Source organism: Extensimonas soli (assembly GCF_029211265.1).
GTDB lineage: Bacteria > Pseudomonadota > Gammaproteobacteria > Burkholderiales > Burkholderiaceae_C > Extensimonas > Extensimonas soli.
In genome coordinates this window covers 1-12,822 of sequence record NZ_JARGEL010000050.1, presented here as the reverse complement: position 1 = coordinate 12,822, position 12,822 = coordinate 1, and the positions used below count along the sequence as shown (strand labels likewise).

Sequence of the window (12,822 nt, the reverse complement as noted above, 5' to 3'; positions counted from 1 at the left end):
CCTATGTCCCCTGCTCAAAAAATCAGCAGGATATGTGGATAACGTGGCTCAGTTTTGAAACGGAATCACCTCATAGGTGGCTCAGTTTTGGATTGGAATCAACACCCACGTTCTGAGCCAAAACGGGTGCAATTCAACATGCTTGAGCAAGACTCGCCCAACCTTGGCCGCCGCGCGTGGAGTGAAATCGCCTGCAAATTCTTCGTCGCGCAGCACTGCCTTGCCCATCATCTTTCGACCCGGAACTGGCAAGGGATCACGGGGACGCGCGGGGCGCTTTCGTGCAATCGCTTGCGCCCGCTCGAATTCCTGCCGGATTGACTCAACCTGCTGCTCGAACGAAGCATCGAGGCGGAGGCGTAGAAGTAGCTCGTTGGCACGGAGGTAGGTGCTGATATTTTGCGGCCTGTCTGCAGGCGCATCACTGGAAATGACCGAGACCACAGCCGCTGGGGCACCAAACAACCCACTCTTGCGCAAGTTACCGAACGCGGCGCCTGGGTTCGGTACGTAGCTGATGCCCCAAAGGTCCATCACCCATCGGTATCGGTTCATCACGAACCAAGGCTCGCCAGCTTCGGTCAGTGAGGCGATGTAGGTGCCAAAGGTCTCGCCTTGATTGGTAATCGGCGGCTCGCACTGATGACCAAGCAGCGGGTAGTTCGCCCAACCCGGAAAGGCGGGAGGGCTTTCGCTGGTGTAGAAGTGCTTGGGGCTCGATTTAAAAAAGCTGGGCGACTTGATGCCAAACAGATCGAGCTTGCGAAACTGCCAGCGATAGCGGGGCATGCGCCGCAGCAGTTCCCAAGCCAGCCGCAGGTAGTCTTCGCGCGTGTAGGTATCCAGCGGCTTGAGCGCCGGATACTGGTCTTGTTTGCGCCAGTTGCCACCGGGAGTAAACAGCTCGTGCGACTCGTCCTCCCTGGCCTCGAAACGCAGCCATCGAGGACTATCTTCAGTGCGTGAGGACGTGCTGGACATGAGTCGGATTGGCTTATGAATGGTAGGCCGTGTTGGACTTGAACCAACGACCAAAGGATTCAGGTTGGTGTGAGTTTCCCCACTCCCTGGACTATCTCATCACCCTCGCCACGGATTGCTCCGCGCGTTAGGGTGCCGGGCGCTCACGGGGTGCTTATCGGATTGGCTCCTCACACCCTAGTCTCTGCACCTTCTCGCCTACCGGTCCTTCGACCTGCCTTCGGCGAGCTTGGCTCAGGATTGCCGGGCCATTGACTGGCTGACGGTTTCCCTGAGTTCACCCGGTTTTTCCATTGCCGCTCTCACGGCAAGGTCACCATTTCGATGAGTCCTCTGCTCTAACCAACTGAGCTAACGGCCCATTCATAAAACAACTTCAACTCTCTGCGCTTTCATCACCCCGAGTGCCGCCGCTGAACCGGGCGGGCGAAAAGTCCGCTATTGTAGCCCCCTCAGAAGCGGTGGCTCAGCGCGTTGGAGACGAGCTTGGCGGTGATGTCCACGATCTGGATCATGCGGTCGTAGGGCATGCGCGTGGGGCCGATCACGCCCAGGGTGCCGACCACTTTGCCGTCGATCTCGTAGGGGGCGCTGACCACCGACAACTCCTCGAAGGGCACGACCTGGCTTTCGCCGCCGATGTAGATGCGCACGCCTTCGGCCTGGTTGGTGATGTCGAGCAGGCGCAGGATTTGCGTTTTTTGCTCGAACAACGCAAACGCGCGGCGCAGGTGGTCCATGTCGGCGGAAAAATCGCTCACGGACAGCAGGTTGCGCTCGCCCGAGATCACGACCTCTTCCTGCGCTTCGCTCAAGGCTTCGGAGCTCGCGTTCACCGCGGCCTGCATGAGCGCGGCGATTTCACCGCGCAGCGACTCCACCTCGGACTTGAGCTTTTCGCGCACCTGCTCCATGGACAGGCCGGCACAGTGGGCGTTGAGAAAATTCGCGGTTTCGAGCAGCTGCGACTGGGTGTAGTCCACGTCGGTGAAGATCACGCGGTTTTGCACGTCGCCTTCGGGCGAGACGATGATCACGAGCAGGCGCCGCTCCGACAGCCGCAAGAATTCGATCTGGCGAAACACCGAGGCGCGCCGCGGGGCCAGCACCACACCCACGAATTGCGACAAATTCGAGAGCAGCTGCGCCGCATTTGCTATGACTTTTTGCGGCTGTTCGGGCGCCAGTTCGGGCGGCAGCTCGGGCGCCGGCAGCGGCTCGGGCTGCACGGTGAGCATGGTGTCCACGAACAGGCGGTAGCCGCGCGCGGTGGGCACACGGCCAGCCGAGGTGTGGGGGCTCGCGATCAGACCCAGGTCTTCGAGGTCGGCCATGACGTTGCGGATCGTGGCCGGGGAAAGGTCCAGCCCCGAGGCGCGCGAGAGCGTGCGCGAGCCCACGGGCTGGCCTTCGGCGATGTAACGCTCGACAAGGGTTTTGAGCAGCAACTTGGCACGGTCATCGAGCATGGCGGTTTTGATGATGTAATTTGCAAATGAAGTCCAATTTTCACCATGTTGCGCTGTTTGGCAAATACCAGACCGCGCCAGCCGCGGGCAAACCGGAAAACGCACGCGCGGCACTCGAAGACATCGCCGAATTTCTCGCACGCCGCGGCTGCGAGGTGGTGCTGGAGGCCGAAACGGCGGCCAACACCGGCCTCGTCCAGTACCCCAAGCTCACGGTGCCCGAAATCGGCGCGCAGTGCGACCTGGGGCTGGTGGTGGGCGGCGATGGCACCATGCTGGGCATAGGGCGCCAGATGGCGCGCTACGGCACGCCCTTGATAGGCATCAACCAGGGCCGGCTGGGCTTCATCACCGACATTCCCTTTGGCGACTACCAGGCTGCGCTCACGCCCATGCTGCGCGGCGAATACGAGGAAGACCGGCGCGCGCTGATCCATGCGCGTGTGCAGCGCGATGGTGGCACCGTGTTCGAGGCGCTCGCGCTCAACGACGTGGTGGTGAACCGCGGCGCAACCTCGGGCATGGTGGAGCTGCGCGTGGAAGTGGGCGGCCATCTGGTGGCCAATCAGCGCGCCGACGGCCTCATCGTGGCGACGCCCACGGGCTCGACGGCTTACGCGCTCTCTGCCGGCGGCCCCATGCTGCACCCGGCGATTCCGGGCTGGGTGCTGGTGCCGATCGCACCGCACACGCTGTCGAACCGGCCCATCGTGCTGCCCGACGATGCCGAAATCGCCATCGAACTCGTCAACGGGCGCGACGCGAGCGCGAATTTCGACATGCAGTCGCTCGCCTCGCTGCTGCATGGCGACCGCATCCTCGTGCGCCGCGCGCAATACTGCGTGCGCTTTTTGCACCCGCTGGGCTGGAACTACTTTGCCACGCTGCGCAAAAAGCTGCGCTGGAACGAAGGAGCCTCCTGACCATGGCGCTCAAGCGGATCACCCTGCGGGACTTCGTGATCGTGCCCGCGTTAGAGCTCGAGTTGCAGCCCGGCTTCACCGCGCTCACGGGCGAAACGGGCGCGGGCAAGTCCATTTTGATCGATGCGCTGCAGCTCGCGCTGGGCGCACGCGCCGACGCGGGCGTGGTGCGCGAGGGTGCGGCCAAGGCCGAGATTTGCGCCGAATTCGACGGCCCCGCAGCGCTGCGCCCCTGGCTCGAAGAAGCCGGCTTCGACGCTGAAGACACGCTATTGCTACGCCGCAGCATCGACGCGCAGGGCAAGAGCCGCGCCTGGATCAACGCCACGCCCGCCACGGCCACGCAGCTGCGCCAGCTCGGCGAGCAACTGCTCGACATCCACGGCCAGCACGCCTGGCAAAGCCTGATGCGGCCCGACGCGGTGCGCGGCCTGCTCGACGCCTACGCGGGCGCCTCCGCCCAGGAGGTTGCCGCGCTGTGGACGCGCTGGCGCGCGGACGTGCAGGCGCTGGAAGCGGCCGTTGCGGCGCAGCAAAGCCTGCACGCCGAGCGCGAGCGGCTGCAGTGGCAGATCGGCGAGCTCGAAAAGCTCGCGCCGCAAGAGGGCGAGTGGGAGACGCTGGAGGCGCAGCACCGGCGCCTGTCGCACGCGCAGGCTCTGATCGATGCGGCGGGCGAGGCGCTCGCGCAGCTGGAGCACGAGGACGCCGGCGCGCAGACGCAGCTGGCACAAGCGCAGGCGCGCCTGCAACACCTGGCCCACCTCGAGCCCGAATTCGCCAACCTCGCCGAAATTCTGGCGTCCTGCCTCGCGCTCGCGGCCGATGTGCAGCATTCGCTGCAGACCTATCTGGGCCGCACCGAGCTCGAACCGCAGCGCCTGGCCGAGCTCGACGAGCGCCTCGCGCAGTGGCTCGCGCTCGCGCGGCGCTACCGGCGCCCGCCGGCAGAGCTGCCGGCGCTGCTGCAATCGTGGCAGCATGAGCTGCAGCGGCTCGATGCCGCCGCCGACCTCGCCGCACTCGAGGCCGCCGAGGCGCGCAGCGCGCAAGCCTACCGCGCGGCGGCGCAGGCGCTGTCGGCCGCACGCCACGAGGCCGCGCCGCGCCTGTCCGCCGCCATCACGCAGGCCATGCAGGGGCTGGGCATGGCCGGTGGCGTGTTCGAAGTGCGCGTGCAGCCCGCGTCACAGGCCACGGCGCACGGCATCGACGAGGTGGAATTCCTCGTCGCCGGGCATCCGGGCGCCACGCCGCGGCCTTTGGGCAAGGTGGCCTCGGGCGGCGAGCTGTCGCGCATTTCGCTCGCGATCGCCGTCACGACCAGTGCGCTCGGCGACGCAGGCACGCTGATTTTTGACGAGGTGGATGCCGGCGTCGGCGGGGCCGTGGCGCAGACCGTGGGGCGGCTCATGCAGCAGCTCGGGCGCGAGCGTCAGGTGCTGGCCGTGACGCACCTCGCGCAGGTGGCGGCCTGCGCCGACCACCACCTCGTCGTCGTCAAGCAGCGCGCAGCAGACGGCAGCCACAGTACCGTAGCCGAGGTGCAGGGCGCCGCGCGCGAAGCCGAAATCGCACGCATGCTGGGCGGCGCAGAGCTGACCGAAACCACGCTCGCGCACGCGCGCGAGATGCTCGCGGCGATGCCGCAGGCGTCGGCAGAAAAAATATCGAATTGATAGCTGCTTGCGCTTTATGGATAAGCGTTAGGGGCAGATTTCACACCAAATCCGCCGCCTGCAACTCGCGCTTCAAATAGGCGTAGAACAGCGGCGCCGCCACCAGCCCCGCGGGGCCGAACACGGCCTCGAGCACAAACATGGTGGCCAGCAGTTCCCACACGGTGAGTTGCGTGCGCTGGCCCACGACCTTGGCGTTGATGAAGTATTCGGCCTTGTGGATGACCACCAGAAACACCAGGCAGGCCAGCGCCACGATGGGCGAAACCGACAGCCCCACCAAGGTCAGGACGGCGTTGTAGAGCAGGTTGCCCACGATGGGGATCAGCCCGAGCACAAAGCTCAGCAAAATCAACACCATCGCATACGGCAGGTGGTAGCCCCACAGCGGCAGCACGAGGAACAGAAACAGGGCCAGCAGGCCGGTATTGACCAGCGCGATCCAGAACTGCGCGACCACGATGCGCCGGAACGTGTCGCCAAACAATTGCACGCGCAAGCGCAATTGCGCCGTCAACGGCTTGTGCGCAGCCACCGGCGGGCGGCTCGCGGCGAGCGCGCCGACGATCAACCCGACGATGATGTGCACCAGGCCCGCGAGCCAGGCCCGCCCGGTAATGGCGAGGCTGCCGGCCCTGCTGCCCAGGTAGTTGGCGAAGATGCGCTGGATCTCTGCCGCGCCTTCGGGCAGTTGGCTTGCAATATCGGGCGGCAGCCGGTCGCGCAGCTCGAGCACGGTGCGCGCCATGAAGGCCAGCAGCTCGCGGTACTGCGCAGGCGCATCCAGCAGCATGCCGCGCGTGTACGGAAAGGCCAGGCCCATCAGCACCAGCGGCAGCAGCACGACCACGGCGGCCGCAAGGCGCGGCGCCGCACCCGAACGCGAGCGCATGAGGCGCCCAAGTCGCGCGCTGAGCGCGCGCGTGCCCAGAAAACCCAGGCACACACACAGCAGCCCCGGCAGCAGGTGGCTCAGCATGACGAGCAGCAGCGCGCCCGCCATCAGCACGTAGCTGGCGATCCTGACGGCGCGGGCTGCGGAATCGGCCACGGCGATCCAAGAAAGTCAAAAAAAGCGCACGGCCATGTGCACCAGCCGCTGCCCGCGCCCCATGCCGCTGGCTTTGGCCATGGCCCTCAAGCCACCACCACTGCCGCACCCGCGCCACGCGCTGCGATGCGGCCTATGCGGTACACCTGTTCGCCTGCGGCGCGCAGCGTGCTGCTGGCGGCATCGGCGTCGGCCTCGGCAACGATCACGACCATACCGATGCCGTTGTTGAAGGTGCGGTTCATCTCCACGTCGTTGATGCCCGCGGTCTCTTGCAGCCAGGCAAACAGCTCGGTTTGCGGCCAGCTGCCCTTCTCAAGATGCGCCGCGAGCCCCTCGGGCAGCACGCGCGGGATGTTTTCGAGCAGGCCGCCGCCCGTGATGTGCGCCAGCGCCTTGATGCCGCGGCTGCCCTGCGCCGGGTGCTGCGCGAGCGCGGCGAGCACGCTTTTCACGTACAGGCGTGTGGGCTCCATGATGGCGGCGCGCAGGGGCTTGCCGTCCAGTGTTGCGGGCAGCCGCCCCGCTGCGCGTTCGAGGCACTTGCGCACCAGGCTGAAGCCGTTGGAGTGCACGCCGCTCGAGGCCAGCCCCAGCACCACGTCGCCCGCCTGCACGTTCTGGCCCGTGAGGATCTGCGACTTTTCGACCGCGCCCACGGCAAAGCCGGCCAAGTCGTATTCACCGGCCGGGTACATGCCGGGCATCTCGGCCGTCTCGCCGCCGATGAGCGCGCAGCCCGCGAGCTCGCAGCCGCGTGCAATGCCGCCGACCACGGCCGCCGCGGTATCGACGTCGAGCTTGCCGCAGGCAAAGTAGTCGAGAAAGAACAGCGGCTCGGCGCCCTGCACCAGCACGTCGTTGGCGCTCATGGCCACCAAGTCTATGCCCACGGTGTCGTGCATGTTCCACTCGAAGGCCAGCTTGAGCTTGGTGCCCACGCCATCGGTGCCGCTCACGAGCACGGGCTCGCGGTAGCGCCTGGGCACCTCGAACAATGCGCCAAAGCCGCCAATGCCGGCCAGCACGCCTTCGCGCAGGGTCTTGCGCGCCAGCGGTTTGATGCGCTCGACGAGGGCATCGCCGGCGGCGATGTCCACGCCAGCGTCTTTGTACGACAGGGGGGTAGTAATAGGATCAGCAGCACTCATGGCAGGGCGGCACGGGCGAACGTGCACGGCAGACTAAAATTCGCGCCGATTCTACGGTGCCGGGTGGCCTGCCCCGCCGCTATTCCCCCTTCCCTGCAGCGGCCCCGAGGCGCGCCACAGCCACTTCCGCCATTTCCGCCACCTCCGCCCCAAAGCCAGCCCCCCCGTTCCAAGCCCGCATGCCTTCGGTCCACGCCCCCTTCCCTTCGCTGCCCGCACGATGAAGCCTCCCATGAAGCAACTGGCACTGGACCTGGGCCTGGCCCCGCCGCCCTCGCTCGCGCAGTTTCACGCCGGCCCGAACGCGGCGGCGCTGCAGCATTTGCGCCTGATGCTCGCATCTGCAGCGCCCGTGCCCACCTACCTGTGGGGCGAGGCCGGCAGCGGCAAAACGCATCTGCTGCAGGCCGTGCGCGCCGACCTGCAAGAGCGCGGCGCAAGCGTGGGCTGGCTGGCCGCCGATACGGCCGCGCCGCCCGCTTTCGACGCGCGCTGGACGGCCGTGCTGCTCGACGACGTGCACGTCTATGACAGCGCCCAGCAGGCGGTGGCCTTCAACTGGTTCGTCAACGCCCTGCACCCCGCAAGTGGTAATCCGCGCTGGGTGCTTGCGGCGGGTGCGCTGCCGCCCGCCGATCTGCCGCTGCGCGAGGACTTGCGCAGCCGCCTGGGCTGGGGCCATGTGTTCCAGCTGCAGCCGCTGGGCGAGGCCGACTGCCGCGCCGTGCTGCACGCGCAGGCCGCGGCGCGCGGCATCCGCCTGAGCGACGAGGTGCTGGACTTCATGCTGCAGCGCTTTTCGCGCGACCTGGGCAGCCTCGTGCAGCTGCTCGATGCGCTCGACGCCTTCGCCCTGCGCACCCAGCGCGCCGTCACCATTCCACTGCTCAAAACCATGCTGGAGGCGCTCTGAACGGGCGCAAGCAGCTATTCTTTTCATATCACCATTGACCTGCGCATGACCCCTCCGCTCCGCCCCCGCGTCACGCTGTTCGACCTGGACCACACGCTGCTGCCCATAGACTCCGACCACTCCTGGGGCGAATTCACCGTGCGCATCGGCTGGCACGACCGCGACGAATTTTTGCGCCGCAACGACGCCTTTTATGCCGACTACCAGGCCGGCACGCTCGATATCCACGACTACGTGCGCTTTGCCACCGCCGCGCTGCGCGAGCGTGGCCCGCAGGAGGCCGCCGCCGCGCAGGCCCAGTTCATGCGCGAAGTGATCGCGCCCGCCATCCGGCCCGAGGCGCTCGCGCTGCTGCGCCAGCACCAGACGGCGGACGAGCACGTGCTCATCATCACCGCGACCAACGAATTCGTCACGCGCCCCATCGCCGACGCGCTGGGCGTGCCCGCGCTGCTCGCCACCCGCCTGGCGCGCGACGCCAGCGGCTGGATCACCGGCGAGATCGAGGGCGTGCCCTGCCTGCGCGAAGGCAAGGTGCAACGCATGGAACAATGGCTGGCCCAGCGCGGCTGGCGCTGGGATGACATCGAAAGCACGTTTTACAGCGACTCGATGAACGACCTGCCGCTGCTCGAAAAAGTCGAGCAGCCCGTGGCCACCAACCCCGACCCGCGCCTGCGGGCCCTCGCGCAAGAGCGCGGCTGGCGCATTCTGGACCTGTTCGCTTCATGATCAAAAATTTCATCGGCAAGCTGCTGGGCAAAGCCCCCGCGGGCAGCGCCAAAACCAAGAAAAAGCCCTCGTTCGGCCGCCGCGCCGAAGTGCCCGCGAGCGTGCACGGCATAGACCCGAACCTGGTCGATCGCCGCGCCGCCGAGGTGGTGCACACGCTCAAACAGGCGGGCTTCGAGGCCTACATCGTGGGCGGCGCGGTGCGCGATCTGCTCCTGGGCCTGCGCCCCAAGGACTTCGACGTGGCCACCAACGCCACGCCCGAGCAGGTCAAGCAGCTGTTTCGGCGCGCCTTCATCATCGGGCGGCGCTTTCGCATCGTGCACGTGGTGTCCGGGCGCGGGCGCGAGCACGAGGTGATCGAAGTCTCGACCTTCCGCGCCTACCTCGACAGCGCTGCGGCCGAGCAGGTCAGCGGCAATGAAAAAAGCTCGCGCCAGGCGCTTGCGGGCGTGCAGCACGCCGTCGATGCCTCGGGGCGCGTGCTGCGCGACAACGTCTGGGGCCCGCAGGAAGAAGACGCGGCGCGGCGCGACTTCACGATCAACGCGATGTACTACGACCCCGAAACGCAGATCGTCGTGGACTACCACAAGGGCATCCAGGACGCGCAGAAAAAACTCCTGCGCATGATCGGCGACCCCGCCACGCGCTACCGCGAAGACCCGGTGCGCATCGTGCGCGCCGTGCGCTTTGCCGCCAAGCTCAGCGCGCTGGGCTTCGAGATTGCACCGCAGACCGGCGCGCCGCTCGCGGCCTCGTTGCCGCTGCTCGCTGACGTGCCGCCCAGCCGCATGTTCGACGAAATGCTCAAGCTGCTGCAAACCGGCCACGCGCTCGCCTCGATCGCGCAGCTGCGCAAACTCGGGCTCGATCGCGGCATCTACCCGCTGCTCGACGTGGTGGTGGAGCGCGCCGACGCCCCCTTCGTGCGCGCCGCGCTGCTCGACACCGACCGCCGCGTGGCCGAGGGCAAATCCGTGGTGGCGAGCTTTCTGCTCGCCTGCGTGCTCTGGGACGACGTGCGCACGGCCTGGCAGCAGCGCCTGCGCACGCAGCACCCGCTGCCCGCACTGCACGAGGCCATCGACGAAGTGTTCGAGCGGCGCATAGGCGACGTCTCGGGGCGCGGCAAGCTCGCAGCCGACATGCGCGAAATCTGGGTCATGCAGCCGCGCTTCGAAAAGCGCACCGGCAACACGCCCTTTGGCCTCGTGGAGCAACCGCGCTTTCGCGCCGGCTTCGATTTTCTGCGCCTGCGCGCCGACGTGGGCGAAGTCGAGGAAGCCCTGGCCGAATGGTGGCAAGACTTCCAAACCGCCGACGACGAACGCCGCGCCGACCTGATCGCACAAGCGCGCGAAGAGCAAAAAGGCCAGGAAAAATCGCGCAAACGCCCCGCCAAGCCGCGGCGCGTCGCACCTGCATCGCCCGCGGCCGCCCCAGGCACAGAGGGCGCACTAGGCGCAGATGGCGCACCCGCGGGCGCAGAACCGGCAAGCGCCCCCCTCGCCGACGATGCCGCAGACGCAGACCAGGCCCCGAAAAAACGCCGCCGCCGCCGCCGCAAGCCCGCCTCGCAAGGCTCAGGCGAAGAAACCGGGGCGGATGCGGCAAGCCACGCAGATGCTGGCGACAATGCCGCTGGCAGCGCGACCGCATCGGGCGCAGCGCCGAACGCTGTGCCTGATTCCCGCTGACCGATTCCTGCCCGCATGCCCCCCCCCAGGCACACCGACGACCCCAACGGCGCTGCCCAAAACGCCGCACCACCTTCGGCTAGCCCCGCGGCGGCGCGGATGGTGGCGGCCGTGTCTGCCGGCATCGGCCTGGGCGCCAACCTCGGCGACTGCGCCGCCACACTGCGCCAGGCCCTGCAAGCCATCGCCGCCCTGCCCGGCACGCAGCTGCTGCGCCATTCATCGCTCTACCGCAGCGCCCCCGTCGCCGCCACGGGGCCGGACTACTTCAACGCCGTGGCCGAGATTCTCACCACGCTGAGCCCGCAGGCGCTGCTGCAAGCCCTGCAAAATCTGGAGCACGCCGCAGGCCGCGAGCGCCCCTATCGCAACGCCCCGCGCACGCTGGACCTGGACATCCTCTGGTGGGGCGAGCTGCAGCTGCACACCCCCACCCTCACCGTGCCACACCCCCGCATGCACGAGCGCGCCTTCGTGCTCCTGCCGCTGGCCGAAATGGCCCCCGAGCGCGTCACGCCCGAACAGCTGCGCGCGGTGCAGGGGCAGCGGGTGGAGCGGCTGGGGTAATCAAGGGCCGTTTCCAGGCGTTCGTCTGCCAACGCCAGGGGAACCATTGGGAGCAGATTCGTAATGGCGGGGGCGCTTAGGCCAAGGGCGGATGCCGGGATGTGCGCCCGGCGGCGCACCTTCTTTTCTTGTCTCGCCAAGAAAAGAAGGCAAAAGAAGGCGACCCTGCTGCCTGCGTCCCTGCCCGCCTGGCGGCGGTCAGGGCAACCTGCGGTGCTCGCGCCCGGCGGGGTCGCGCGAAACTCGCTGCGCTCGAACAATCGCGCGCCCTTTTCCCGCCGGGCGCTGCGCTCCTCGGCACAGGCAGAAGGGCGGGGATACCGCACGGGCCTTTGCTGCGCTCGGCCTTTGGGGTGTGGCCTTGGCAGAGAATTGAAATCGGACCCTAATCTATCCCCCTGCACGGCCATGCCAGCGAATGAAAGACGCACCCAATACAGGTACGCCTCCTCGGTCTGTGGGCTATAGTGCAGATGCCGGATGCGCTCCCGAAGTTGGTCGAGCAAGCGGATGGGGCGCAGAGCGGGTGTGGGTGTGCCGGGTTTCATGCTTGATTTATGCCTGTAAATACGCACAGCATCAAGTGCGTAACCCGTTGATGTAGAACAACTTTCAGGACGATTCTGTGCCAAGAATATCCCGCACCGCCCAGCTTATCCGGCAGTATCTGCGGGATACATTACGTTAGAGAACGCGGGTTCCACAGGCTTCCGTTCAATCAAAAAGGAGAAAAAATGCGCAATTTGATGATAATTCTGGCGTTAGCGCTCATCGCCGGGTGCAGCAATCCAAAAGACATTGTCTTTGGGCCTGAGCCTCTCAAGCAAATCGCCGAACAGGGCAACCAGTTCAAAAAACTATCCGAAGAAGATAGAGCTTTATTGGTTGGCTACCTGACGATCACCGAAATGGGGAAAGCATTCGGAGCTGATGTAAAGCCTGCCACTGGAAGAACCGTTGGCGAAGTTCTCGTTGATGCAAAGGCATGGAAGGAAAGAATGAAGGCCGCTGAGGCTGAGGAAAAGAAAAAAGAAGCAGAGGCTGAGGCGTTAAAAAATAAAGTTCTTGCTGAACGCAAGGCTATAGCCGATAAGATTTCCACCAGTGTCGTGGTTGCGATTATCGATAAAACGGTGTTTCCTGAAAATTACGAAGTAGGGCGCTACAGCGAAATGTTGAGCTTGAAGTATGCGATTGAAAACAAATCAGATAAAGCAATTCGGCAACTGAAAGGACGTGTTACGTTCAAAGACGCAACTGGCGATGAAATAGGGTGGCTCCCGGTTGATATTGATGAACCAGTCCAACCCGGCCAAACCCTAAAAACCACAACGGGTCGAGGCTGGAAGATTAATAAATTCAGGAATGGCGAGATCGAAAAAATTGCGGGACGCGAATTTAGTTCCATGAAGGCAACCTTTGAACCAGAGTCAATCGCCTTTGAAGGTGGTGAGGTTCTTAAGGCACCTGATCTACCGTAGTTCTCTAACATGGCGCTCAACCCGGACGCCCTACATGCCGCTTCGCGGCATTCCGGTCGCTGGTTAGCTCTACGTTAGGCGTCGCAATACAGGTAGTGCGCGCTCATGGCCTTCTACTTCGATCTGTACCGCGCGAGTCCTGACGCCCCACCGCTGCATCGGTGGGTATCGAACT

The 12,822-nt window shown here is 65.6% G+C and carries 11 protein-coding genes; 7 read left to right on the top strand and 4 right to left on the bottom strand.

What is annotated here, in order from left to right:
• Positions 1–81 precede the first annotated feature (81 nt).
• Positions 82–981 carry a hypothetical protein gene (locus tag PYV55_RS16280; RefSeq protein ID WP_275853310.1) on the bottom strand — a complete coding sequence of 300 codons (900 nt, stop codon included), beginning with the start codon at positions 979–981 and terminating at the stop codon, positions 82–84.
• Positions 982–1,433: 452 nt separating this feature from the next.
• Positions 1,434–2,450, bottom strand: a complete 1,017-nt coding sequence (gene hrcA, locus PYV55_RS16275; protein ID WP_275853307.1) for a heat-inducible transcriptional repressor HrcA — start codon at positions 2,448–2,450, stop codon at positions 1,434–1,436.
• 26 nt (positions 2,451–2,476) lie between these two features.
• Between hrcA and PYV55_RS16270 the strand changes: the two genes are divergently transcribed.
• Together PYV55_RS16270 and recN are read left to right on the top strand one after the other, a co-directional pair.
• Positions 2,477–3,373: an NAD kinase gene (locus tag PYV55_RS16270; protein WP_144732210.1), complete on the top strand. Its 897-nt coding sequence runs from the start codon at positions 2,477–2,479 to the stop codon at positions 3,371–3,373.
• Positions 3,374–3,375: 2 nt separating this feature from the next.
• The gene (gene recN, locus PYV55_RS16265) at positions 3,376–5,052 is read left to right on the top strand and encodes a DNA repair protein RecN (protein WP_275853305.1); all 1,677 of its coding nucleotides are present in this window, start codon (positions 3,376–3,378) and stop codon (positions 5,050–5,052) included.
• 40 nt (positions 5,053–5,092) lie between these two features.
• Here the strand turns inward: recN and PYV55_RS16260 are convergent, their stop codons facing one another.
• Together PYV55_RS16260 and purM are read right to left on the bottom strand one after the other, a co-directional pair.
• Complete coding sequence (locus PYV55_RS16260) at positions 5,093–6,055, bottom strand: AI-2E family transporter (RefSeq protein WP_275853313.1); 963 nt, start codon at positions 6,053–6,055, stop codon at positions 5,093–5,095.
• A gap of 134 nt (positions 6,056–6,189) precedes the next feature.
• The gene (gene purM / locus PYV55_RS16255) at positions 6,190–7,254 is read right to left on the bottom strand and encodes a phosphoribosylformylglycinamidine cyclo-ligase (protein ID WP_275853302.1); all 1,065 of its coding nucleotides are present in this window, start codon (positions 7,252–7,254) and stop codon (positions 6,190–6,192) included.
• Positions 7,255–7,486: 232 nt separating this feature from the next.
• On the opposite strand from purM, the gene hda reads away from it, so the two are divergent.
• The 5 genes from hda (at position 7,487) to PYV55_RS16225 (ending at position 12,647) form a co-directional block, all read left to right on the top strand.
• On the top strand, positions 7,487–8,167 hold the full coding sequence (gene hda / locus PYV55_RS16250; RefSeq protein ID WP_275853300.1) for a DnaA regulatory inactivator Hda: 681 nt from the start codon (positions 7,487–7,489) through the stop codon (positions 8,165–8,167).
• Between the two features lie 45 nt (positions 8,168–8,212).
• Complete coding sequence (locus tag PYV55_RS16245) at positions 8,213–8,899, top strand: histidinol-phosphatase (protein ID WP_275853298.1); 687 nt, start codon at positions 8,213–8,215, stop codon at positions 8,897–8,899.
• On the top strand, positions 8,896–10,599 hold the full coding sequence (gene pcnB, locus PYV55_RS16240) for a polynucleotide adenylyltransferase PcnB (RefSeq protein WP_275853296.1): 1,704 nt from the start codon (positions 8,896–8,898) through the stop codon (positions 10,597–10,599). Before PYV55_RS16245 ends, pcnB begins: the two co-directional genes overlap by 4 nt.
• A 99-nt stretch (positions 10,600–10,698) precedes the next feature.
• Entirely contained in the window at positions 10,699–11,166 is a 468-nt protein-coding gene (gene folK / locus PYV55_RS16235) for a 2-amino-4-hydroxy-6-hydroxymethyldihydropteridine diphosphokinase (protein WP_275853311.1), read from the top strand.
• A gap of 734 nt (positions 11,167–11,900) precedes the next feature.
• Entirely contained in the window at positions 11,901–12,647 is a 747-nt protein-coding gene (locus PYV55_RS16225) for a hypothetical protein (protein WP_275853294.1), read from the top strand.
• Positions 12,648–12,822 lie beyond the last annotated feature (175 nt).